This is a genomic window from Mycoplasma sp. 'Moose RK' (genome assembly GCF_015708155.1).
Lineage (GTDB): Bacteria > Bacillota_I > Bacilli_A > Mycoplasmatales > Metamycoplasmataceae > Mesomycoplasma.
On sequence record NZ_JADDYD010000001.1, the window covers coordinates 661503 to 686279 of the forward strand.

Here is a 24777-nt window from a genome sequence, read left to right on the forward strand (position 1 = left end):
AATTATAAAGCAAAGTGCAATTTTATGATATTCCTTTTTTTAATTTATTTTAATAGATCAAAAATATCTTCGCCAATTTTAGCCAATTCAATCCCAAAATTCCGCGCAATTATGTTGCCGATTGTTGCAAGTGAATCAATAGGATTTTTCAATTCTTTAGTTTTTGAAGTGAACTTTTTAGAGAAAATTGTCACTGGAAGCGCCTCTCTTGTGTGATTAGTGCCTGGAAAAAGAGGATCATTTCCGTGATCTGATGAAATAATAAGTAGGTCATTTTTATCCAAAGCATTCACTAATTTTGCTAATTTAATGTCAAAATTATTTAAATTCTGGCAATAACCATTGACATCGCGGCGATGTCCGTAATGAGAATCAAATTCGACTAAATTAACAAAAATGAACTCATTTTTTGTAATTTTTTGTGCAAGTTCAATTGCAATATCCATGTTATTTTCATCGCTATTAGGACCATAAATTTCATCAATCCCTTGGCCAGAAAAAATATCAGCAATTTTTCCAACTCCAATTGTTTTAATTCCTTTTTTTTGTAATGCATCAAGAATTGACTTTGGTGGCAAATTTGCATAATCATGACGATTAAAGGTGCGCGTAAATTTGCCGTTTTCGCCAATAAAAGGTCTTGCAATCACTCTTGAAACGTTTCATTCTGGCTTTGAAGAACAAATTTGCCGCGCTGATTTGGCAAAACGATACAAATTTTCAAGCCCTAATTTTTCTTCATGACCACAAATTTGCAAAGTAGAATCAGGAGAAGTGTAAACAATTATCTTGTTTTCCTCAATGGATTTTTGTCCTAATTCACTTAAAATCACAGTGCCACTAATTGATTTATTGCCAATTATTTTTCGGCCATCAAAGGCTTTTTCAAGTTCCTGAATTAATTCAGGTGGGAAACCATTTTCAAAATTAGGACTTGGTGTGACAGTTTCAATCCCCATCATTTCCAGATGTCCTGCAAGCGTATCTTTTGCTTTTGATTTGACAATTATTTTGGAAACATATGCAAGCGGTTCTTTGTTTTTTTTACCACCATTTTCCACCTTTGCAACGTTAGTGATTCCCATTTTTTTTCAAAATGGAATTCGCAATTCGCCTGTTTTTGATGCGCTATAAAAAGTGTTAGCGCCTGAATCACCAAAAAATTCCTGGTGACCATCGTCCCCGATCCCTAACGAATCTGTGATGATTAAAAAAACACGGTTAAATCTAAACTTTGACACAATTTTTCCCTTTTCTTTCCTTTTTTTTATTAGATTTATAAATTTTACATTAATTATGTTTAGAAAATGAAAATATTTTTACAAAAGGATTCAAGAGATTGCGGTTTGGCTGTAATTCAGTCAATTTATCACCATTTTTATGATAAAAAATTATCAATTAATTCACTAAAAACTAAAGCTTTTTATTCACATGATGGTATTAATATTGCTAATTTGGAACATTTAGCAAAGGAATTTGGAATAATTCTTGAATCTTATGGCGCTAGTTATGACAATTTAAAATCAATTGACTTGGCCAAACCAACAATAATTTTAGTCAAAACAGGAGAAATAAACCACTATGTTTTGCTAGTAAAAAATACAAGGAGATTTTTTCATGTTATTGACCCTTTAAAAGGAAAGATACGAATTAGAAATGAAGTAATGGCAAAAATTTTCCAAAATGTTATAATTTTTGCTCAAAAAGATTTAGATTACAATAAAAACAGTAAAAAATCTAATTCTTGAAATAATTGGTGGTTTTTCCTTGAAGCAAAAAGTAATTGATACCTACTTTTTTTATTTTTTATCACCGCAGTTAGCAACTTTGTTTCATCATTATTTTTAAAAACAGTTATTGATAAAGTACTTCCACAGCAACAAATTTCGCTGGTTTTGAAGGTTTGCTTATTCTTTATTTGAATTGCTTTTTGGCGAGTTTTACAAGATCTTTTTAAAAAAACTTATATCCAAAAAATTGAAATGCAAATTGAAAAAGACATTTTTGATCGTTTTTTTAACGCCTTAAAGTCGGGGAAAAATTTTCAGCTTTTAAAGCTAGACAATCATGATTATATTCGACGAATCAATTTAATCCCTAGTTTTGCAGGTTTTAGTGCAAGTTTTTACTATCATATTTTCAATGAAATTATTACTTTTTTAATTTCATTTTCAATTTTAGTCTGAATTGACATAAAAATGTTCGGCTTAATTTTGGCAATTAGTTTTGTTTATCTTCTTGTTAGTGTAATTTTTCGTAAAAAAATTACACTAAATCATCGATTTTTGCTTGAGGACAAATTAAACAGCTTGACAAGTACAAATGACATGATTTTTTCAATTGAAAATTTAAAGCGCGAAGATGTTTACAAAAATTTAAAACGCCAATTTGATGAAAAATACTATCGTTATAAAAAAACTGAATTTAATATTTGAAAAAAAGAAAGCATTTTATCAGGTTTTAACAATTTTATCTTTACAATTGCTCCAATTTTAATTGTTTTTGTGTCCTCATTTTGAATTTTTGACAAAAAATTAACAATTGGTGAACTCCTATTATTCCTTAGTTTTTTTAGTTTTTTCATAAACCCCCTTTCTTCATTTGTTGATATTGTTACAAATTTACCAATTTTTTTAAAGGAACTTGAACTTTTAAATTTCATCTTAAACATTGAAAAAGAGGAAAAAGGAAAATATCATCAAAAAATTTCGGACATTAAATTGAAGGATTTAAGTGTAAGTTACTACGGTAATAGGACGCTTTTCCATGTTGAAAAGATGCAAATTAAGAATAATTTGCGAGTTGTTGGCAAAAATGGAAGTGGAAAATCAACTTTTTTGAAACTTTTAAACCAGGAAATAGTTTATAATGGTGAATTTTTAATCAATAATTTGGATTTAAAATATTATGACAAAAATGAACTACGAAAGCGAATTTGCTATATAAAATCACAAAATTATTTTCCTAGTATTTCAGTTTTATCATTCATTACAAACGAAAACCCTGAAAAAATTCAAAATTTAATTAGTAATTTTCAGCGCTTTGACATTCAAGAAATGCTTTATACTTGACAGATTTCACTTGATACTAAATTTATTAATAATGGTTCTAATTTTTCAAGTGGGCAAAAACAAATAATTGCTCTTTTGCAATTGCTAACACAAAATTTTGATCTTATTTTATTAGATGAAGCTTTTGAAAATATTGATGAAAAAAATTTTGAATTTTTAAAAAAAGCAATTAAAACTTATCAAAAAAGAGCAATTTTTGTAGAAATTTCTCATTCAAAACGATTTTTAAATGAGGAAGGAGAGATTCTTGATATCAAAAATATATCGAAACAGTAAGGTTTCAATTTTTGCTAGCATTTTTCTAATTTCACTAATGGGAATTAGTTTATATTATTTTTTTAACATTAAAACTTACAAAACAGTTAATTTTATCCTTGAAATTGATGAAAATCAAAAAACCTTCACAAAGGTAAATTCGGATATTTATTATTTACTTAGCAAAGACTCGTTTGTACAATTTCAGCTTGAAAATCGGACAATTAGATTAGAATTAATGAAAATTACTAATACAAAACAGAACGAATTTATGCTAGAATTTACTAGATCACTATTATTAAAGCCAAAGACACAAATTCCAGCTACTCTTTTTCTTGAAAACAATGGAACTTTTCTTGATCTTTTTGTAAAATAGCAGTAAAATTATTGACAAATGCAACTAAAAATTCACTTTTTAAACCAAAGTAAGATTAGTTTTAATTATTTAAAACTTTTTAGGAAAATTTTTGCTTTGATTGCCAAATATGAAAATTTTTCTGGTGAAATTAATTTAGATTTAACACTAATTTCAATGCAAAAGGCTCAAAAACTTGCAATTAAATATAAAAATAAAAATTATGTTCCTGATGTTTTGTCATTTCCAAATGACTTGGTGATTCAAGAAAACGGAATTAAATTAAAATTTCTTGGTGAAATTTTTATGACTCCTGCTAAAATTTATGAGCAAGCAAAAAAATATGGCCATTCCACAAAAAGGGAATTTTCCTACCTTTTTGCTCACAGTTTGTATCATTTATTAGGTTTTGATCACCAGGATGAAAAAACAAATCAGTTCATGCACGAAAAAGTTGAAAAAATCTTAGAAGAATTGGAGATTATGCGCTAATGCAAGAATTTTTTTCAAAATTGGAAATTTTAAGTAAAAAAGCTTACTGTCCTTATTCAAATTTTGCAGTTTCAGCAATTCTTGTTGACAAAAATGGCCAGACTTGAGAGGGCGTTAATATTGAAAATGCCGTTTATCCAGCCGGAGTTTGCGCTGAAAGAGTTGCTATTTTCCAAGCAATTCTTGCTGGAAAAAGCAAAAATGATTTTCAGGAAATCCATATTTACAGCCCAAATTCAAAAAAATTTATTGTTCCTTGCGGCCAATGTCTCCAAGTTTGTGTTGAATTTTTTCCAAAAAACTTAAAATTTTTCCTTTATAATTCAAAATCTGAATTTATAAAGGAAACTTTGGAGAAATTACTTCCTTTACAATTTGACAAGGATTTTTTTTAAATTTATGGATAAAAAAACCTGTTTTGTGGCCGTTGTTGGCCTTCCGAATGCTGGCAAATCTTCCCTTGTAAATTCAATTGTTGAATTTCCTGTTTCAATTGTTAGTTTCAAATCGCAAACAACCCGTGATTCAATTAATGCAATTTACAACAAAAACAATATTCAAATTATTTTTGTTGATACCCCAGGTTTTCATAAACGCATTAATTATTTAAGTAATTCAATGAATTTAGCAATAAATTCAACTCTTGACGGAATTGATTTGGTGCTTTTTTTGTACCCAATCAATGAAGATTTTGATGAAAATCACAAGTTGCTTGCTGAAAAAATTAGTAAAATTAGCAATAAAATTGCAATAATTACAAAAGTTGACCTTGAAAATGATGAACTAAAAGTCGATGAAAAAATTTCCATTTTGAAAAATGAAGGTTTTGAAAGAATTCTCACTTATTCAACAAACTCCACTGAATTTCGTGATAATTTGCTAGCAGAAATTGAAAAATATGCCTATATATCAAATCATTTTTTCAGCGAAGTTGATGTTACTGACCAAAGTTCGCGCTTTTTTGCCAAAGAAATCATTCGAAAACAAATATTATTGAATCTTGAGGATGAGATTCCTCATCAGTGTGCGGTTGTAATTGATGATTTTGATGAATCTGATAGTAGATTTATCAAAATTGAAGCAACAATTCATGTTGGAAGAAAGTCACATTTACCAATTGTTGTCGGTAAAGCTGGTACAGTTTTGGGTAAAATTGGAACTGATTCCCGAAAAGAATTAGAGGAAATTTTTGGTTCAAAAGTAGTGCTAAAAACAAAAGTTGTTGTTTCAAAAAAATGATTTTCTGATCCAAAAATGATAAAAAAATTTGGTTATTAAACTTTTTCTAGAAAAATTATACTAAATAACAGCAACTATAATCCATAAAAAAATGGGAAATTTTAAAAAAATTTCCCATTTTTTGTCTAGACTAAAAACTTTTTAGTAAAACTAGTTTAAATTATTTTTTTAATTTTGCAACAATTGAACGAGCTGCTTCCCAAATAATTTCACTATAAGTTGGGTGAGGATGAATTGCCGCTGCTATTTCATGAATTGTTACCTCATTGTCCATTGAAATTACAATTTCAGAAATCAAATCAGTAGCAACTGGGCCAATTATGTGAGCGCCAATTATTTCACCGTATTTTTTGTCAACAATCAATTTTGCAAAACCAAAAGCGTTCCCAGATGCGATTGCTTTTCCGATATGTCCAAAACTTGCTTTACCAACAACAAAATCAAATCCTGCTTCTTTTGCTTGTTCTTCAGTGAGCCCAACAACCGCAATTTCTGGATGAGTATAAACACAAGCAGGAACAGTTTTGTCCTGATATTTTTCAGTTTTTCCTAAAATTGCACCAACAGCAACAACAGCATGGCGATAAGCAACGTGAGCAAGCATTGCTTTTGCAGAAAGGTCACCAATTGCATAGACACCAGTAACATTTGTACGGCATTGGTCATCGACAACAACACTTTTGCGTGAATCAAGTTCAATTCCAATTTCAGCAAGATCTTCAGAATTTGCTTGGCGACCAACGCTGACAAGAACTTTGTCAGCACTAATTTCTTGAGTTTTTCCTTCAATTTCAAAGATAATTTTATTGTTTTCAAAGCGAAGAATGTTACAATTTGTAAGAATTTTTACACCTTTATCAAGCAAATTTTTACTAATTATTTGTGAAATTTCACTATCAAGGTTTGCAAGTAATCTCGGTAGATTTTGCAAAATTGTTACTTGAATTCCGGCAGCGGCAAAAATTTGTGCAAATTCAACACCAATAACTCCACCACCAATAATAACAATTGATTTTGCCTTTTTTTCAAGATTGATTGCTTCTTTTGAAGTTAAAATTGCACCTGATTTGTAACCTTCAGCAAATCCTGGCAAATTCAATTTGCGATCAGTTGATCCCATAGCAAGAATGATATTTTTGCCACGAAAGACCTGATTATCAACACTAATTTCATGGCTACCCACGAATTTTGCTTCACCAAAAACGCTTGTTGCTTTTGCAGAACGAACGATTGCCTTGACACCACCAACTAATTTGTTAACAACTTCTGTTTTTCGTTGGTGCATTTTTTCTCAGGAAATTTTAAGATCTGAATTTCCTGAGAGTCCATATTCAGTGAATTGTTCAATATAATCAAAGACTTCAGCAGTTTTTAGCATTGCTTTTGTTGGAATACAGCCAACATTAAGACAAACTCCACCCCAAAATTCTTTTTCAACAATTAAAGTTGAAAGCCCATTATTCCCAGCTTCAGCAGCTGCCAAATAACCTCCAGGACCAGAACCGACAACAATAACATCAAATTCTTTGTCAACTTTCCCTTGGTAGATTTTGCCTAAATTTTCACTTTTTGCGTCAATTTTTGCAGCATCTTGATTTTGGGGAACTTGTTTTTTTGACCCAAAATCAAAACTTAAAAGATCATCACTGACTTTAACTTCACCAACAACACTTGCTCCTGCTGCAGCAGGAGCTTCTTCAGTTTTTTGAACAGGAGCTTCTGGTTCAACACTTGCGCCAGAGCCATCATCAATATAGTAAATTTCCTGGCCAACATGAATTGTGTCACCAACAGCCATTAAAACTTTAACAATTTTTCCGGTTGTAGGTGAAGGAATATCAGATGTTATTTTATCAGTTTCGACTGAAAAAAGTGAGTCACCTTCATTGACTTGATCACCTTCTTTTTTATAAATTTCGGCTACAACGCCTTCGTGAAGACCTTCACCGATATCAGCAAATTTGAACTTATACATTATAAAATCCCCAAAATTTCTGGTTTTTCTAGTAATTCTTTAACTCTTGCGGCAAAACGACCAATTGTTGCTCCATCAATTCAACGGTGGTCGGCTGCAACTGTTAAGTGCATAATTTTTGCAGCAACAACTTGACCATCTTTGACCTCAGCAGAATCAATAATTGCGCCAACTCCTGCGATAGCAAGTTCAGGGTAATTTATGACAGGAACACCATAAAGTGAACCAACTGAACCATAATTTGTGATAGTGAAGGATCCGCCCTGCATTTCATTTGGTTTGATTTTTTTGTCACGTGCGGCACCTGCAAGGCGAATAATTTCTTTGGCAATTTCAACAATTGAAAGATTTTGCGCATCTTTAATTACAGGAACCATCAAACCAGCTTCAGTATCAACAGCAAGACCTAAATTGAGAGTTCCTGGATAGACAATTTCGTTTGATTTTTCATCATATTTTGCTGCCATAATTGGAAAATCAGCGAGCGCGATCAAGATCGCTTTGGCAATAAAAGCAAGAAAAGTAAGTTTAACTCCGGCTGCTTTTTGCACTGGTTCCAAAACCAATTTACGTAAATTTCAAAGTGAAGTGACATCAATTTGGTTTACTAAATTAACATAAGCAACTGAATTTCATGAATTTGTCATTGCTCTTGCAATTGCTTTACGAATTGGTGGAATTGGTTCACGGCGAGATTCAAGTTGTGGTGTTTTCGGGGCAACTTGCGCTGGTTTTTCCACTGTTTGGGTAACTTTCGGAGCTGGAGCTGGGGTGCTTTTGAGCGAATTTAAATACTTTTCTACATCCTCTGATGAAATTTTAGGACCACTGATTTTAATATCAGCAAGATTAATGTTGGCTGCTTTTGCCATTGCTTTCGCTTTTGGCGTTGCTAAAATTTTTGACATATAATTTCCTAGCTTTTTTTAAATTATAGTTGTTAAAATATGTAAGATTTTAACAGAACAACTTAAATTATAAACTAAAAACAAACTAAACAAAATAACTTTTTGGGTAAAAATCTATAAATAAAAGCATTTTTGTGCAACCTTGAGAAATTTTACAAAAAGGTATTCTTATAGTTAGTTGCTTCATTTTCCAAATTTTTTTAGAAATTTTGGAAAATTTTAGTAGGTAAAAAAAGTGTTGGAAATAGGGCATAATTTTGTAGTTAGTAAAGTTTAAAATTAACATGTTAAAAAAAGCATTGGAAATAGGACATAGTTTTAATGCCTTTTTTGCTACTTTTACCATAAATTATCCAAAAAAAGCTGTGAAAACCTCCATAATCTCAATTTTAAAATTTTTACTATGATCTTATTGAAATCAATATATAATTTAATATATTTATCTCGGCCTTCACAAATGAGTTTAATTAAAATATATAGGTAAAATAGTTTAAAAAAGAAAAAAATGATAATAAAGTTACGAATTTTCCTTTTCTCACTAATATGATTTTTCAGGCTAAAAAAAATTCGCTCAACCTGAAAAAAATATACAAAAAAAAATATTGAATTAAATTCGCATTATCGCAATAACTTAATTTTGAACTATTCTAAAATGATTTTGAAAATTTTTCGGATAAAAATAAGTGTGTCTGGTTATGAAAATTTGCCAAAAAATGCCGCAATTGTACTTGCAAATCATAACTCATTTGCTGATTATTACATTCTTTTTTCTGCTTTTGAGAATCAAAAAAAAGGTGAGGATGAAGATAATCCAATTCTAAATTTTCTTTTGCACTCAAAGGAAAAAACACGAAAAAATAAGTGAATTTTTGAAACAATTGATTCAGTTTTTTTAAATTCTGATTCAGAAAAAGATGTCTTGATAGTTAATAATTTTTTGAAATCTGTGCGTGAAAAAAGGAAAATTGCAATTTTTTTTGCAAAGGAACCAACAAAGAAAAATCATCTTGAATTTCCTATAAATATTTTTGCAGCAGCAAAAAAAAATGGGCTTTCAATTTTACCAATCACAATTAATTTTTCAAATGCAAATTCACTAAAAAGTAACCGGAAAACAGTCCAAAAAGTTGAAATTTTGATTCACAAACCAATTAAAATTGCAACTGTTTTTTCGCAGAGCGAACAAGCACTTTTTTTGTCAACTAAAAAAACAATTTTTGACTCTTATCAAAGTGAGGAATAATGATTTTTAACGAAAAAAACGACTTAAAATTAAGTAATTTTTCCGGGCCATTAGAACTTCTTTTGGAACTAGTTAAGTCAAAAAACATCAGCATTATGGATGTTGACTTGGTAGAATTAGCAAGTCAATATGTAAAAATAATTGAAAATTTGAAGTTAAAAAACATTCAGGTTGCCGGCGAATATTTGGTGATTGCTTCAACTTTAGTTCATTTAAAAGCAAAAATTCTTCTTCAATTTGACCAAAAAGAAGAATTAGAACCTGAGGTTGAACAAGATAAATTGGAATTTCTTGCTCTTTTGGCAGATTATCAACAAATCAAAAATATTGCAAATATGTTGAAGGAACAACAGGAACATCGCAATGATTATTTTGAAAAAAACGTCTCTGATTACGCTGATTTCAAAAGAACTAGCGATCCAAGTCAGCTGGACGGACATTCCTCGCAACCACAGTTGCTTAAAATTTTGAAGCAAATGTTTGATCGCACAAGAGCAAAAAATCGCTTAAAAATTACCACCACCGAAGTTCATGTAACAGCCGATCAGCAAACTTTGTGGGTAAAAAATCTTTTGGAAAAATTTCCTGAACTTGATTTTGCAACTGTTTTTTCACTTCCAAGTCTCAAGCATTTTGTAATTACTTTGATTTCAGTTTTAGAAATGGCCAAAAAACAGGTTTTGCATTTGCAGCAAAAAGAACAATTTTCAGAAATTTCAATTTTCCGAGGAGGTTTTGATGAAAAATAGAATAATTGAGGCAATTATGTACTTGCAGGGTGAAAAAGGTGTTTCATCACAGCAATTGCAAAATGCCCTGAAATTGGCAAAAATTAATGAGGCAAGGAAACTTTTAAAAGACTTTTTAGTCGATTTTAATCGCCAAAAAAGAGGAATCTTGGTTGTCGAATTTGATGATGTTTTCAAATTTGTAACTGCAAAGGACTTAAAGCATTTTATTATTGACTTTGTAAGCAACGAAAGAAAATATCGTTTAACCAATTCAGCCATTGAAGTTGCTGCAATTATCGCTTATAAGCAACCAGTAACCAGATCTGTAATTGCGCAAATTCGGGGTGGCGTAAACTCAGATTACATTGTTGGATCTTTGCTTGCAAAAGGAATTATTGAGGAAGTTGGAACAGCGTCAAGCCCCGGAAATCCGACTTTATACGGAGTAACTTCACGCTTTTTTGATTATTTTAAGCTAAGATCAGCAAAAGATTTGCCAAAATTCAAGGAATTTGATCTTTTCGCAAATCAAGAAAATAATGAGGAAGCAGAAAATTTTGATCTTTTCGCCTCCCAACGTGAAATTGAAGAATAAAAAATGAAATCAATAGCTATCAATCCCAAAGAATTCGTTGAAAATGAGAATTTTATTTCCTTTAATTATGAATTGCCGCTTGAAATTAGTAATTCAAAAATTATTGGATTCATTTCCAATAAACCCAATTTCATTAATGAAAGTTACATTTTTAGTTTGGCAAGCGCGATTTCTGGTTTTTTAAAGCAAAAAAAAATGACCAAAATTCTTATTAACCACAGTTCAAATAATTTTGGAATTGCTTTTTCTTCGATTTTTTTTGATATTTTGAATTCAGGAAATGAAAGACAAATTTTAATTTTCGATAGCAAATGTGGCTACTCACAGAGTTTGGCCCGGCACTATTTTATCAATAATGATTTCGATTTTTTGATTGATATTGAAGTAAACTGGACCACCAAAAATTCAAATATGGTGAAAATTTCCTTTTTCAAGGAAAAAATGAAATTTTTGAATTTTGAAGAAGAAAAATTCATTAATCGCACAGAAAAAAATTATCTTTTTTATAGAAAAACTAGCTTGAATAAATCAAATAAATTTCCTATTGATTGAAAAAATATCATCGAATTTCAAAGATATTTAAACCTAGACCTGCAAAATTTAACAAATTCTTATCAATTTTATGATCGCGATTCCTGATTTTTAACAAGTTTCATTGAAAATAATTTTGATACTAAAAGTATTAAATTTTTGCCTGTTAAAAATATTTTTCCAATCCAAAAAATTATTAAAAAAGTTGGTGATAATTCGGTAATTTGAAAAAAAATTATTACTGGTGCAAAATTTAAAACCGATTTTATTTTTTGGTTAAAAAAAAATAAAATCAGAGTTGCTCTTCGCAAAAAATTAAACTTCAACATAATTAAAGAAAAAGATTTGCAACTTTTGTTTCTTGATTTTCTTCGCTCTAACTGGCAAAATGGAAAATATTTTTTGATTAGTAATCAAACTGACAAATATATTGTTGATTTTGTTCAAAAAAATTTTTCTGCAAAAATCTTTAATTATTGTGAATTTAAACAAATGCCTGAAACTGAAATTATCAAAATTAGGGAAGAAACTAATGAAGAAATTATTCTAATAAATTCTGAAAATGTTTTTTTTATTCCAAAAAGCTCTGAATTCATGAAGTATTTTGGTATAAACACTTCATTTCAAGCGCTTTGATATTTGAAAATTTTTGAATACTATAAGGAAAAAAATCTTGATATTTTTCAAATAATTAGTTCCCTAAAAAGTGAAGTTGACTTTATTTTTCACCACAAATTCAAATTATCAATTTCGCCAAACAGTTTCGATAAACTTGTGAATTTGCTGGTGAGTGAAAAAGATGAGGAATTTCGGCCTCAAAGTTTCAACATCAAAAACCTTGATTTCGACAATCGTTTGATCATGATCAAAGTTAATTTACAAAAAAACGACAGTTATATTTTAACTTATTTCAAACCAAAGCAGGAATTAACACTTTTTACGAGTTTTTCGGCAAAAAATCATACCCATAAGCAGGCGATTTTTCGCGAAAACACACTAATAAGCAAATTAAAATTAGTAAATAAAGATGTAATTGCCACAAAAACGAGCCAAAAAACTAACATTTTAAAATTTTCAATTTTTATCACCACAATCATTGTAATTTTGATAATTTTATTTTACAACTTTTATAATTCAAGCTTTGCTGATGGCTCGACAACACAAATTTTTGTAAAATTTTATGATTTCTTCTTCAAAAATAAGCTACACAGGCTAGTTTTTATTGGTTCTTTAGCCTTTTTTTTATTTTGAACAATAAGTTCAGCCTTTCAATTAAAAAAAATCTTTAATCACCAAGGAATAAAAACCAAATTTAGACACCTTTTTATTGGTTCATTTATTGCAACCTTTATGCAATTTTCCACACCTTTTTCCTTCGGGGGCGAAGTAAGTTATTATTGATATTTTCAGCGAAAGCAATATCCACTAAAAAATATTAGTGCGACTTTGACTTATAATGCCTTAATTCACCAGGTTTTCAATTTGATTGTAAGCTTCATTTTTGTGCCTGTAGCATTGATTTTTTATAAAGATCTTTTTGTCTTTGATTCTTGGGAAAAAATTGTCTTTTTTATTTGGCTGACGGTAAACATTTTCCTAAATTTGCTTGTTTTGTTGATAATTATTGTAATTTCAATTTGAAAAAGGCTTCAATATTTTTTGATTAGAATTTTTGTTGGTATACTAAATCTTAATTTTTTTAAAAAAATTGAAGACAAAGAACGACTTGAGTTTAAATTTCAGTTTTTGATTGATAATTTTAAAAACCATTTTTTGCAAGTTCTTGCAAACAAAAGGTTGCTAGCACAAATTTTAATTTTGTACAAATTACCCTTGTTTTTACTAAATTTTTCCTTCATTATTCTAATTGTGACAATGGAAAGTGCAGGATTCTCTCTCAAAAGTGTCAATTTTTTTGAATATTTAAAATTTATTTCAGGATTTACAATATTACAAATTTCAAACAATCTTTCTCCAACGCCTGGTGGTGTCGGTTCTGCTGATGTGATTACAAAATTGATTTTTGAAGAGTATTTCAGAGAAAAATCATCCGCAAACTTAGACATTTTTAATTTTGCCAACCGAATTTTCACTTGATTTTTGCCCTATGTTATTTCAGCGATAGGAATTTTCACAGTTTGGGTTGGCGAAAAACGTATGGATCTTTACAAGGAAATTCGTCAAACAACGGAAACTAATCTGATTTTAAATCACCAACGTCAAAAACAATATTCAAATTTTTACCGTTACGCTTTGCTTTTTTGAGGAATTATTGCAATTTCAGTCATTATTTTTGTTTTTGTTCATTAATTTAAAGAATTTGATTTAGAAAGTTTTATTTAACCTTAGAGATGATTTTTGGTTAATTTTGACCAAATCTACATGAAAAGTGTGGATTTGGCGTAGGAAATCGACCAAATTTTCCTAAATTTTTCCACTTTTTAGATTTATTAAAGTTCCTTAAACACAAAAAAGCCCCGAAATTAGGGAATTTTTGAGATTCTCATTTTTTCAATGATTTTTATTAAAAAAATGAGAAATTTCGGTTCAAAATTTAACCCAATTTTTTATTTTTCTTCACTATTTTCAAGCAAAATTTGAGCAGCTTTTGCAATCATTGCGCCGTTGTCAGTACAAAATTTTTTTTCAGGAATCACAATTTTGAATTTTTCGGCGTATGATTCTATCAATTTTCTAATTTCAGAATTTGCTGCAACACCGCCAACAAGTGTGATTGTTTTTATATTTTTTTTCATTTTTAAAGCTAAATCTAATTGCCTTTTTAAATATTTTACTACAGTTTTTTGGAAGGAAATTGCTATTTCCTTCACTTTTTCAGGATTAATCTCTTTTTTTTGTTCCAATTGATGAATATAATTTATGACTTGAGTTTTTAGACCGCTAAATGAAAAATTGAGTGGATTTTCAAGAGTTTTCGGCAAAGTAAACTCAATTAATTGAAGTTTTTTTTGTATTTTTTCTTGGCAAATTAAATCAATTTTTGGTCCACCAGGAAAACCAAGTTTTAAATTTCTAGCAATTTTGTCATAAATTTCGCCCAGTGCATCGTCAATGCTTGTACCGATAATTTGTAAATTTGTAGGACTTTTTGCTCAAATTAACTGGCTGTGACCGCCTGAAATTAACAAGGAAAGTACTGGAAAATCAAGGTTTTTTTCAATGCTTGCCGATCAAAAATGCCCCGAAAGATGGTTAATTGGAATCAACTTTTTTTTAAAAAAAATTGCCAAAGCACTTGCAAACAAAAACCCCATTTTCAATGGTCCGATCAGTCCTGGATTTTCAGTGTAAGCAATTGCATCTAAAGTGGAGAAATCCACTTTTTTTGCTAATAATTTTTGCAAAATTATTGCCAAATTTCGCGAATGTTCGCGGGCTGCAAGTTCAGGAACTGTGCCGCCAAATTTTTCATGAATGCTAATTTGGCTAATTGTTAGCAAAATTTTTACACTATTTTCTTCAATCAACGCGATTGATGCGTCATCGTGGGAGGTTTCAATTCCTAAAATTTTCATTAGTTCCTTAATTTTAAAATGATTTTATGGTAAAATTATATTATGTTTCTTCAAAAATGGGTCAGTACTCAAGAGGCTGAAGAGGACGCACTGCTAACGCGTTAGGGGAGTTACATCCCGCGCAGGTTCAAATCCTGTCTGACCCGCCAAATATGAAGTCAAATTCATTTTTTTAGGCTTCAACACAAATAAAAAAACTCTTTTTGACAAGAGTTTTTTTATTTGTGTTTTGTTTTTTAAAAAAATTAGGCAGACTGATTGTTTCTAGTTCTATTAACAAACAAATCAAGTCTCGAAATTTTTCTGGCAGCTTTATTTACATGAAAAACACCCTTTGATCTTGCTTTGGCGATTTCCTTGCGAGCTTTGACAAGCAACTCAGATTGTTGATCTGAATTGGAAATTACAGCAAGTTTTGCTTTTTTGATCGCAGTTTTCACCCTTGATTTTATTGCATTATTTCGCGCGCGCGCCTTTTGCATTTTTGAAATTGATTTGATTTTTGATTTAATATTTGCCATAATTTTGTCCTGCTTTTTTTTAAATTAGATATAAATTAAAATATGTGAAAATTTTACCATAAAATGCTACTTTTGCAACAATTTTTTAATTTTTATTTTGCTTGGTTTTTCTGCCAAAAAGGTACCAACAACAGCGACATCAGCTCCTGCAGCAAAGACTTTTTGGGCATTAAAATCCTTGATTCCACCATCAACTTGAATGATAATTTGTAATTTTTTTTCCTTAATTATTCCTGAAAGTTCACTAATTTTTTCATAAGTTTTTTCAATAAAACTTTGACCACCTTTTCCAGGTTCAACCGACATTAACAAAACAAGATCAACTTTTGGTAGCAATTTAACAATTTTTTTCACACTTGTTTCGGGCTTAATTGCAATTCCAAGCTTTGTTTTTTGCGAATATTTTGTGATTAACTCTTCAATTTCAGTATAATTTTTACTTTCAAAATGGATTGTTATAAAATCTACAAAGCCAATTAATTCTTCAATTTGTTCTTCAGGATTTAGCGACATTAAGTGAACATCTGAAGTAAATTTTTTGGATTTTTTGACTATATTTTTGATTTCAGCTAGTGAAATTGCTGTGTTTTCCACAAATTTCCCGTCCATGAAATCAAAATGGAATCACTTAATTCCCAAATTCATGAGCGTTCTTGTCATTTTTAAACGATTTTGTTTTTTTACATTTAAAAGTGAAGGGCTAATTATCATTTTTCTCATAATTTCCTAAAAAATAAAGATAATTTTTATATCTTGATTCGGGAATTTTCCCGTTTTTTACAGCTAATTTTACTGCGCATTGGTCAATTTTTTCCTGAAAATGACTGCAAGACCGAAACTTGCAGTCATTGGCATATCTTCGAAAAATTAAAAAAGAATTTTTAATTTCGTTTTTGCCGATTTCATTATAGCTAAACGAAGAAAAACCCGGTGTATCAATGATTCTAAAACCGTTTTTTTGAATAATTTGGACAACACGTGTGGTGTGTTTTCCACGATTTAGTGATTGTGAAATTTCCTGAACTTGAAAATTTTCCTTTAATAAATTATTAATAAAACTAGTTTTTCCGACGCCTGTTTGTCCAATGACAAAATTTAGCTTATTTTTTAGCATTTTTCTCAAATTTTCAGCAATTTCACTTATTGTGTTATTGACAAAAAAGAAGGAATAACCCATTCTATCATAATCAATCAAGAGTTTTTTGTAGTTAGGATCAAGGTCAATTTTCGTGATAATTAGAATTGGTTCAATGTTTTTTGATTCAATAACTAGTAAAAATTTATCCAATAAAAGGCTGGAAAAATTTGGCTCTTTTATTGAAATAAAAACTAAAGCTTGATCAATATTTGCAACTTTTGGCCTAATTAATCAGTTTTTTCTTTCATAAATTTTTTTGATAAAACCATCAATTTCAAATTCAACAAAATCACCAACTAAGGGTGGATTTTCTTCTTGCCGAAGAGCCCCTGCGCACTTTAAAAGTGGGTACAAAATTTGACTTTTTAGGTCAATTACATCATAAAATCCAGCATTAATTCGCGAAATCTGCCCTTTCATTTATAATTCTTTCGTCTCGCTTACTATAATTTTTTCAAGTTCAAAAACACAATCATGTAAATTGTCATTGACAATTGAGAAATTAAATAAATTTTTAATTTCAATTTCATCTTTTGCTTTTTCAAGTCGCTGTTTTATTTGCAAATCATTCTCTGTTAAGCGATTTCTAATGCGATTTTCAAGGACTTTGAGTGATGGTGGAAGGATAAAAATTGTCAAAAGATTGTCTAAATTCTTGTTTTTTTGAAAATAATTGATAATATTTTTTGCGCCATTAGTCTCAATCTCCAAAAGGGGATTTAAATTTTGACTTTTAATTAGTTCGATTTGTGATTTTAAAGTGCCATAATAATTGTTAAAATGGCGATTTCATTCCAAAAACTCGTCATTTTTAATTTTTTCCTCAAATTCTTCCTTTGTTAAAAAAAAGTAATTAATTCCGTCAATTTCATCTTTTCTTTTTTGACGTGTTGTCGCTGAAATAGCCAATTTAAGTCTTAAATCCTTGTTTTTTAACAATAAATTTTCAATTGTACCTTTTCCAACTCCAGATGGCCCTGATAAAATTATTAATTTATTCATTTTCACCTTCTAATTGGTAATTTAGAAAAAAAACCTCATTTTTAGCATATTTTTTCACTTTTTGGATTGAAAAAATGTCAGGGATTAGCTTTTTCCCTAAATTAGTTTTGTAAATTATTAATCCATTTTTTGCAAGTAAATCATATTTTGCAATTTTCAAAAAGCATTTTTGTGTAATTTTTTCCTCCTTGTGTGGCGGATCAAGAAAAATGAAATCAAACTTTTGCCCATTCAATTCGTTTAATAAAAATATTGCATTTTTGTGCAATATTTGGTAATTTTTTACTTTATATTTTTCGCAAAAATCAGCAATATTTTGGTAGGCTTGAAGATCTAATTCGCTTGCAACTACTTTTTTTGCCCCACGCGAAACCGCTTCAAGACCGATTGCACCAGTTCCAGCAAATAAATCAAGAACGGTTGAATCAGGAATTTGGAACTGCAACTGTGAAAAAATCGCCTCACGACAGCGACTTGACATGGGTCGAACTACTGAAAATTCAGGATTTTTAATGATCGCTCTTCGATAAATGCCAGAAATAATTCGAATCATAGATAATGCCCTAATTTTATCAAATTTTAGAGATAAATATATGAATTTTGTTTTAAAAATTCTTTTAAAACAACAAAAACAGAATGAGCATAGTTAAAATCGATTTTTTTTAAAAAATTGTCAAATTCATAGTCAGATCAGTAAAAAATTGCTAATTCTTGCGAATTAAAGTGTGGTGATGGTTTTTTTTTAAAGTGAAAAAAACATTCCATACCACCGTAAAAATCAAAATTTGTTAGGCGTTGATTAGTTTTGCAAACTCGACAAGCTGACAAATTAGCAATTAAGCCGTTTTTTTTAAGTCAATTTAGAATAATAAAAACCTTGATTGCAGCGGCATTTTGTCAATTTATTATCAAAAAAGCTTTCTGGATTGATTCAAAAAGTTCAACTACAAATTCATCCTTGCGGGTAATTTGACTGATTAATTTTCAAAAATCAAGGACAATTTTATCCGTAAAATCAAGGTTTTTAATAGATTCAGCTCTTTTTAATTTTGACAATCTTTCAGTGTTTTGGGCTAGAAAAAGTTCAAATTCGCTTAGTGAACCTTGATTTAGCCCAAAAATATTTTTACTTCCAACTTTTCTCACTCCTGGAGCAACAAATTTAATGCGGCCAAGAGTTGTTACAATTGTCACAATTAGATCAAAATCACGGTATTCATAGCGCTCAACCACAATTCCTTTGATAACTTTGATACCCATTTTGTCGAAAAGCCCTTGTTTTTCCAAAAAAGTTTAATTTACAAATATTAATTATATATAATACACAAATTGAGAAAGAAATATTGTAAATTATTAGAAAAAAATTCAGACAATTAGTTTTTTCAATGATTTTAAGACAAACTCTATTTTTATTTTTTCTAACATGTTCATTTTTAAAAAATTCTGAAGAATTGATTTAACTTATATAAAAACTTGGAGTTTTATATGATAAACTACTTTGCGAAAGCTTGAGTTGCTCTATATTATTTAATAAATGAATTTTTTTGATGGTTAACGGTTGCATTTTCGAAATTTTGACTTTCAATATTAATTAATTCTCGCTGTAAAATCGCATAAAGCTTTCTATTTTTGTTTTTTAAGTTCTTCAATAACTATTGCAGGATTAATCCCATATCTTCTGAGAACATTTTTCATTATTTCTTGATAAATTTCATGGTTATTTTCAGAAAGATCGCTGATTGTGTACTTCTTTTTTGGTCTGCGAGGAATTTATTTTTACCACAGGTACTTATTAGACTTTTCATATCATTATTGAAAAGCATTTGTTACCAATTTCGTATTAAATTATTTCCATACACATGAAAATTGATTATTTTTGCGATTTTTAACTCTTGAAATTCAGCAATTTTGATGTATTTAATTTTCTATTCAACTGTGAATTTATATTTTTTTCATTTTAACACACTTTTTTTATGTTTCTGAAATTAACATACTAATTTATATTAATTTCAGAATAAAAATTTAAAGCTAAAAATGAAAATATAAAAAATTTAACAAATACAAAAAATAACTTTTCTACCTACAATTTAATTAATTAAGAATAAATTTTAGTCAAAGGATAAACCATGGCAATCAAGGATTGAATAAAACTGAAAAAATTCGGTTCATTTAAAACACTTGTTTTTAATAGTTTAGCTCAAGAAATAAAAGCAAAACCGGTAATTATTTTTCATGATAGCGAAGAAAATTATTACTATTATATTAAAGCCCGCAATGCTCGTTTGGATAATGGTGAGTTAAAAGATCGTTTTAAAGGCGAAATTTTCATTCCAAAATCAAAAAAAGCTAATACTTTATTTACAAAATATTCATATCTGGATTGTTCGCAAATTTTAATACTCTACAAAGAAAAAAATATTCAATTTTAGTTAGTTTCAGTAAAAATCAATTTTTCTAGTTTCCAAATTCACTATCTCAAAAATTATTAGAATTGAATTTTTTTCAAAATTCAATAATTTATTAGCTCACTCAATTGCAATATAATTTTCCTCAAAATAATCTTGAAATTCAGTTAAATCACCAGGGAAATTATCAAGATCAATATGCACTAAATTCTCATAAAGAAACATGAAGTTAAAAGATGGGGAGGTAATTTCAGAATTTATGCCAATTTTTCGTGCAAATTTTTTGACAAAATCAGTTTTTCCTGAACCATAACCTCCAACTAAATAAATAAATTGAATCCTTTTTTTAATAATCTTAGTAAAAATAATCTCCAAATCATTTTCTGATTTGGAGATTATACTTGCTGAAAAAAGGTAATTTTTAATAATTTTTTCTTTTTCCATAAATTTTTAGTTGCTAGTTTTTACAAAAAAACTAAATGGATCACGGATATCAAATTTTGATTTTGGTTCAAATTTGGAATTAGTTCCAGCAGGAATTTTGTGACCAACAATAATATTTTCTTTAAGGCCTTCAAGTCAGTCAATTTGTGAAGAAATTACCGAGTGGACTAGTATTTTTGATGTTTCCTGGTAACTTGCAGCTGCCAAAAATGAGTTGGAAAGCAACGGAATTTGTTTTGCACCCTTGACAATAATGTTCCCAAAAGCTGGTTTTTTGCCTTCAGAAATCAATTTTCCGTTAACTTCTTGGTAGTCACTGATGTCAACAATTGATCCAATAAAGAAATTAGAATCACCATTTTCAACGATTTGAATTTTTGAAAGCATTTGACGAATAATAATTTCAATGTATTTATCAGAAATCATAATTCCTTGCATACGGTAGATCCGTTGAATTTCTTTAAGCAAATAATTTTGCAGAGTTCTTGCATCAGAAATTGCTAATAATTCTTTCAAAATTATTGGTCCTTCAACCAATTTTTGACCAGGAATTACTTTGTCTCCAATTTCAACTCTCAATTTTTGGTTTTGATCAACCCGAACAATGTGTTCGGCTTTTTCACGTTGTGGATTACGGTATTCAATTGTGATTAAAAGACCTTTGTTTCCAGGACTTTTTGTGGCTAAATCAGTAATTTTTGTAACTACTCCATAAAAAGGTGAAATTTTTGCTGGACGACCTCAAGGATGCTCATGAGAGTCAATTAATTCAATCAAGCGCGTAAATCCGCCAGTAATATCCTCAACGTTGGCAACCCCACCAGTATGGAAAGTTCTCATTGTTAATTGTGTTCCTGGTTCGCCAATTGACTGAGCAGCAATAATTCCAACAGCTTCCCCGATTGAAACAAGACGGTTGCTTGCCAAATCTTTTCCATAACATTTTTTGCAAACACTATTTTTGATGTGGCAAGATAAAATGGATCTAATTTCCACTTTTTTAACACCAGAATTAACAATTGTTTTTGCCATTTTTAGGTCAATCAATTGACCTGCACTAGCAATTTTAACCCCTTTGGTATCAAAAACATCTTTATTTAAAAAGCGACCTTCAATTCTTTCAATTAAAGGCACAATTATTGTTTTGGTTTTTGTATCAACAATATCTTTGACAACAAAACCAAAATCTGAGAAACAATCTTCAGACCTAACAACAATATTTTGGGCAACATCAACAAGTCGACGTGTTAGATAACCTGATTTTGCAGTGTTTAGGGCTGTATCAGTTAATCCCTTTCTGGCACCATGGGTTGATGAATAAAATTCAAAAGAAGTTAGACCTTCAAGGAAAGAAGATTTAACTGGAACTTCAACAATTGAGCGAACAACTCTTTCATTTTCAGCATCAACCTTCAAAGCTTTAACATTATTGGCCATCAATCCCCGCATTCCAGCCAATTGCACAAAGTTAGACATATTCCCCCGTGCCCCTGATTTCATCATCATAACAAGCGAATTATGACTGTCATTTGAAACCGAACTATCAAGATCAGCTTGAATATCATTCTTAATTTGCGTTCATTTGGCAATTGAAAGAACATAGCGTTCATCGTCAGTAATAAGCCCTTGATTATAAAAAGTGTTCAATTTATCAATATAATTTTCACCTTGAACAATAAATTCTTGTTTTCTGGGTGCAATTTTAATATCACTAATTGCAATTGAAGTTCCAGAAACTGTTGAATAATAAAATCCTAAATCCTTGATTTTATCAAGAATTGATGAAACCATGTTGTTATATTTAAACCAAATTTTTTCAAGCAAACTAACTTTTTCAAAATCCTCAAAAACACGATAAGTTTGTACTTTTTCCAATTGCTTTTGGCGCTTAAAAAGTTGGTTGAATTCAAAAATTGTGAACTCAGCTAATTTTGAAAGGTGAGAAATTGGTAATTTCTCACCTTTATAATCACGAAGTTTTTCGTAAATTAAAATGCAATTTTCGTAATTTCCAAAATCAAGTTGATCAATAACACCGGCAACATCTTCCTTTGACAAAATTCCGTCATAAGTATCAAAAATTTGACGAACAATTTTGGCAATTGCTCTCTTATTTAAAGGTTCATTAATCTCTAAGTTTTGCAAGTATTCTTGTAAATTTGTGCCATAAGGCACAACATATTTTTTTAGTTGCGCTGGATAATTTAGTTCTAATTCATCAACTTGTTGATCAAAAATAAAAGGAAAATTATCAGGAAAAACATTGTTTAAAATGAATTTTCCGACAGTTGAAATTATATGACCACGAGCATTTTTTGCTGCAAGCGGTTTGATTGATTCAAAAGGCAAAATTACTCTTGCATGAAGCTCAACTGAACCAAATTCATAAGCTTTTAACATTTGATTGTAACTAGAAAAGAAGGAACCTTCACCTTTTGCCCCTGATTTTTCCTGTGATAAGTAATAAATTCCTAAAACCATGTCCTGTGAAGGATTAACGATTGGTTCGCCATCTTTTGGACCTAAAATGTTTTTGTTTGCAAACATTAATTCCTTGGTTTCACGAATTGCTTCAGGTGAAATAGGGATGTGAACAGCCATTTGGTCACCATCAAAATCAGCATTAAATCCTGCTGTCACTAATGGGTGAAGTTGAATCGCCTTTGCACGAACAAGTACTGGCTCAAAAGCTTGAATTGAAAGTCTGTGGAGGGTTGGTGCACGATTAAGAATAATCGGTTTGTTCTCAATTACTTTTGCTACATGCGGCCAAATAATTGGATTTTCTTCTTCAATCATTTTTCTTGCAGCTTTAATTGAAGTAACTTTTTTTTCTTGAATTAAGTTTCGAATAATTCAAGGTTCAAAAAGAATAGCAGCCATTTTCCGTGGTAATCCAGCTTGATGCATTTTCAATTTTGGACCTACGACAATTACAGAACGGCCAGAATAATCAACCCTTTTCCCAAGGAGATTTTGTCGAAAACGGCCTTTTTTTCCGGTTAAAGAATCAGAAATCGATTTTAAAGGTCGATTTTCTTTTGTTGTTACCTGATTGCTTGTTTTTTTCTGATTATCAATCAAAGCATCAATTGCTTCCTGAAGCATTCGCATTTCATTTTGGATAATTATGACAGGCGCTTCAGAATCTTTTCATCTTTTTAAACGATTATTTCGAATGATTATTCGACGGTAGAGTTCATTGCAATCACTAGTTGAGTGTCTTGATCCATCAAGTTGTACAAGTGGGCGCAAATCTGCTGGAATTACAGGCAGATTTTTAATAATCATTGCTTTTGGATCTTGACCTGAATTAATAAAAGCATTAATTACTTGCAATCTTTTATATAACTTATCTCTTTTTTGATTTTTAACAACAACTTTTTTATTTGAAGCAGTTTGTTGCTGAAGTAACGCTAATTCTTCCTCAATTTGTGCTTTTTCCGCATTTAAGTCAAGTTGACCAAGTAAATATTCAATTGCTTCAGTTCCAGTTGAAATTTTTGCATTGGAAAATTCTTCAATAATTTCATTTAACTCATAATAGTCAATTCCATATTCGCGCCCGATTTTGCTGGAAGCAACATCAGTTAATTCAGAAAGTGAATCAGAAACTGTTTCGTATTCCTCAGTCCCAGGTTCATAGGATTCAAGAATTTCTACAAGGGCATTTTTATAAATTAGACCAGCCTCGGCAATATCAATAATTTTGTTTTTTTGGAGTGATTTTAGCCCTCCTGTTTCCAAAACAATGTGAGATTTATAATAAATTAGTTGTTCAAGTGTTGATTTTGAAACATTTGTAGCTGTTTTTTCATTTTCAAAAACTTTTAAACCAAGCAATTTTGCAACAATACTGTGATCGATTTTGAAAAATCAAAAATGGAGAATAGGCGCATTCAAAGCAATGTGACCCATGGCGTAACGACGTGAAAGTTTTGACATGATCTGTGATCGTGAAATTTGACAGTCATTAGTGGCAACACAAAGTTGATTTTCATTGGCTTTTCGGTATTTTCGACCACAAATTGAACATTTAAAATCAACAAGTGGCCCAAAAATTAATTCATCAAAAAGCCCGCCTCTTTCTGGTTTGAAAGTCTTGTAATTAATGGTTTCAGGTTTTGTAACTTCACCTCGAGATCAATCTAAAACATCTTGGGGTGTTGCAAGTGCTAAGGAAATTTTTTCAATTGAATTTTCATAAATTTTAGCATACTGTCGTGAAACTTTTGTGTTATTCATAAGTCATTTTCTCCTTTAAAAGTTAGAATTTTCCTTGTTTTTGGAATTTCAAAAACAAGGAAATAATTATTCAAAATCAAGGTTTTCTTCA

21 protein-coding genes, 1 tRNA gene and 1 pseudogene are annotated in these 24777 nt (G+C 30.0%); 11 read left to right on the top strand and 12 right to left on the bottom strand.

What is annotated here, in order from left to right; translation table 4 throughout:
* Nucleotides 1-44 precede the first annotated feature (44 nt).
* Nucleotides 45-1241: a phosphopentomutase gene (locus IM807_RS02425; protein ID WP_196362961.1), complete on the bottom strand. Its 1197-nt coding sequence runs from the start codon at nt 1239-1241 to the stop codon at nt 45-47.
* Nucleotides 1242-1307: 66 nt separating this feature from the next.
* On the opposite strand from IM807_RS02425, the gene IM807_RS04370 reads away from it, so the two are divergent.
* The 5 genes from IM807_RS04370 to era are packed head-to-tail and all read left to right on the top strand — an operon-like array spanning nt 1308 to nt 5451.
* Nucleotides 1308-3347 carry an Mbov_0121 family peptidase domain-containing ABC transporter gene (locus IM807_RS04370; RefSeq protein ID WP_196362962.1) on the top strand — a complete coding sequence of 680 codons (2040 nt, stop codon included), beginning with the start codon at nt 1308-1310 and terminating at the stop codon, nt 3345-3347.
* Complete coding sequence (locus IM807_RS02435) at nt 3319-3702, top strand: MAG1140 family protein (RefSeq protein WP_196362963.1); 384 nt, start codon at nt 3319-3321, stop codon at nt 3700-3702. Before IM807_RS04370 ends, IM807_RS02435 begins: the two co-directional genes overlap by 29 nt.
* Nucleotides 3703-3720: 18 nt before the next feature.
* Nucleotides 3721-4173, top strand: a complete 453-nt coding sequence (ybeY, locus tag IM807_RS02440) for an rRNA maturation RNase YbeY (protein WP_196362964.1) — start codon at nt 3721-3723, stop codon at nt 4171-4173.
* Nucleotides 4173-4568, top strand: coding sequence for a cytidine deaminase (cdd, locus tag IM807_RS02445; protein WP_196362965.1), 396 nt, complete (start codon nt 4173-4175; stop codon nt 4566-4568). Before ybeY ends, cdd begins: the two co-directional genes overlap by 1 nt.
* Nucleotides 4569-4572: 4 nt before the next feature.
* Nucleotides 4573-5451 carry a GTPase Era gene (gene era / locus IM807_RS02450; protein ID WP_196362966.1) on the top strand — a complete coding sequence of 293 codons (879 nt, stop codon included), beginning with the start codon at nt 4573-4575 and terminating at the stop codon, nt 5449-5451.
* 121 nt (nt 5452-5572) lie between these two features.
* On the opposite strand, the gene lpdA is transcribed toward era, so the two are convergent.
* Both lpdA and IM807_RS02460 read right to left on the bottom strand, forming a co-directional pair.
* Complete coding sequence (gene lpdA / locus IM807_RS02455; protein WP_196362967.1) at nt 5573-7387, bottom strand: dihydrolipoyl dehydrogenase; 1815 nt, start codon at nt 7385-7387, stop codon at nt 5573-5575.
* Nucleotides 7387-8295: a 2-oxo acid dehydrogenase subunit E2 gene (locus IM807_RS02460; protein WP_196362968.1), complete on the bottom strand. Its 909-nt coding sequence runs from the start codon at nt 8293-8295 to the stop codon at nt 7387-7389. The genes lpdA and IM807_RS02460 overlap by 1 nt, the downstream gene beginning before the upstream one ends.
* Nucleotides 8296-8800: 505 nt before the next feature.
* Between IM807_RS02460 and IM807_RS02465 the strand changes: the two genes are divergently transcribed.
* The 4 genes from IM807_RS02465 to IM807_RS04375 are packed head-to-tail and all read left to right on the top strand — an operon-like array spanning nt 8801 to nt 13705.
* A complete protein-coding gene (locus IM807_RS02465) occupies nt 8801-9538 on the top strand; it encodes a 1-acyl-sn-glycerol-3-phosphate acyltransferase (RefSeq protein ID WP_196362969.1) in 738 nt (245 codons plus the stop codon).
* Nucleotides 9538-10287: a segregation/condensation protein A gene (locus tag IM807_RS02470; RefSeq protein WP_196362970.1), complete on the top strand. Its 750-nt coding sequence runs from the start codon at nt 9538-9540 to the stop codon at nt 10285-10287. Before IM807_RS02465 ends, IM807_RS02470 begins: the two co-directional genes overlap by 1 nt.
* Nucleotides 10277-10864 (top strand): SMC-Scp complex subunit ScpB, encoded by a 588-nt coding sequence (scpB, locus tag IM807_RS02475; protein WP_196362971.1) that lies wholly within the window; start codon nt 10277-10279, stop codon nt 10862-10864. Before IM807_RS02470 ends, scpB begins: the two co-directional genes overlap by 11 nt.
* A gap of 3 nt (nt 10865-10867) precedes the next feature.
* Nucleotides 10868-13705, top strand: coding sequence for a lysylphosphatidylglycerol synthase transmembrane domain-containing protein (locus tag IM807_RS04375; protein WP_196362972.1), 2838 nt, complete (start codon nt 10868-10870; stop codon nt 13703-13705).
* A 257-nt stretch (nt 13706-13962) separates the two neighbouring features.
* Here IM807_RS04375 and tsaD read toward each other — a convergent pair whose 3' ends face one another.
* Complete coding sequence (gene tsaD / locus IM807_RS02485) at nt 13963-14931, bottom strand: tRNA (adenosine(37)-N6)-threonylcarbamoyltransferase complex transferase subunit TsaD (protein WP_196362973.1); 969 nt, start codon at nt 14929-14931, stop codon at nt 13963-13965.
* A gap of 58 nt (nt 14932-14989) precedes the next feature.
* On the opposite strand from tsaD, the gene IM807_RS02490 reads away from it, so the two are divergent.
* Nucleotides 14990-15080: transfer RNA gene (locus tag IM807_RS02490), tRNA-Ser, on the top strand.
* Nucleotides 15081-15176: 96 nt separating this feature from the next.
* Here IM807_RS02490 and rpsT read toward each other — a convergent pair.
* The 6 genes from rpsT to recO all read right to left on the bottom strand — a co-directional run bounded on the left by rpsT (nt 15177) and on the right by recO (nt 18852).
* The gene (rpsT, locus tag IM807_RS02495) at nt 15177-15452 is read right to left on the bottom strand and encodes a 30S ribosomal protein S20 (RefSeq protein ID WP_196362974.1); all 276 of its coding nucleotides are present in this window, start codon (nt 15450-15452) and stop codon (nt 15177-15179) included.
* Between the two features lie 66 nt (nt 15453-15518).
* Entirely contained in the window at nt 15519-16172 is a 654-nt protein-coding gene (locus IM807_RS02500) for a ribulose-phosphate 3-epimerase (protein WP_196362975.1), read from the bottom strand.
* Nucleotides 16153-17010, bottom strand: coding sequence for a ribosome small subunit-dependent GTPase A (rsgA, locus tag IM807_RS02505; RefSeq protein WP_196362976.1), 858 nt, complete (start codon nt 17008-17010; stop codon nt 16153-16155). Before rsgA ends, IM807_RS02500 begins: the two co-directional genes overlap by 20 nt.
* Nucleotides 17011-17592, bottom strand: coding sequence for a guanylate kinase (gene gmk, locus IM807_RS02510; RefSeq protein WP_196362977.1), 582 nt, complete (start codon nt 17590-17592; stop codon nt 17011-17013).
* Nucleotides 17585-18145: an RsmD family RNA methyltransferase gene (locus IM807_RS02515; protein WP_196362978.1), complete on the bottom strand. Its 561-nt coding sequence runs from the start codon at nt 18143-18145 to the stop codon at nt 17585-17587. The genes gmk and IM807_RS02515 overlap by 8 nt, the downstream gene beginning before the upstream one ends.
* A gap of 26 nt (nt 18146-18171) precedes the next feature.
* Nucleotides 18172-18852 carry a DNA repair protein RecO gene (gene recO / locus IM807_RS04380; protein ID WP_196362979.1) on the bottom strand — a complete coding sequence of 227 codons (681 nt, stop codon included), beginning with the start codon at nt 18850-18852 and terminating at the stop codon, nt 18172-18174.
* Between the two features lie 866 nt (nt 18853-19718).
* Here recO and IM807_RS02525 point away from each other — a divergent pair.
* Nucleotides 19719-20021 (top strand): Mbov_0400 family ICE element protein, encoded by a 303-nt coding sequence (locus IM807_RS02525; protein ID WP_230861170.1) that lies wholly within the window; start codon nt 19719-19721, stop codon nt 20019-20021.
* On the opposite strand, the gene IM807_RS02530 is transcribed toward IM807_RS02525, so the two are convergent.
* Nucleotides 20022-20441 carry a tRNA (adenosine(37)-N6)-threonylcarbamoyltransferase complex ATPase subunit type 1 TsaE gene (locus IM807_RS02530; protein ID WP_196362980.1) on the bottom strand — a complete coding sequence of 140 codons (420 nt, stop codon included), beginning with the start codon at nt 20439-20441 and terminating at the stop codon, nt 20022-20024. It lies immediately after the preceding gene.
* A gap of 138 nt (nt 20442-20579) precedes the next feature.
* A pseudogene (rpoC, locus tag IM807_RS02535) lies at nt 20580-24686 on the bottom strand (DNA-directed RNA polymerase subunit beta'); the annotation flags it as partial.
* Between the last annotated feature and the right edge of the window lie 91 nt (nt 24687-24777).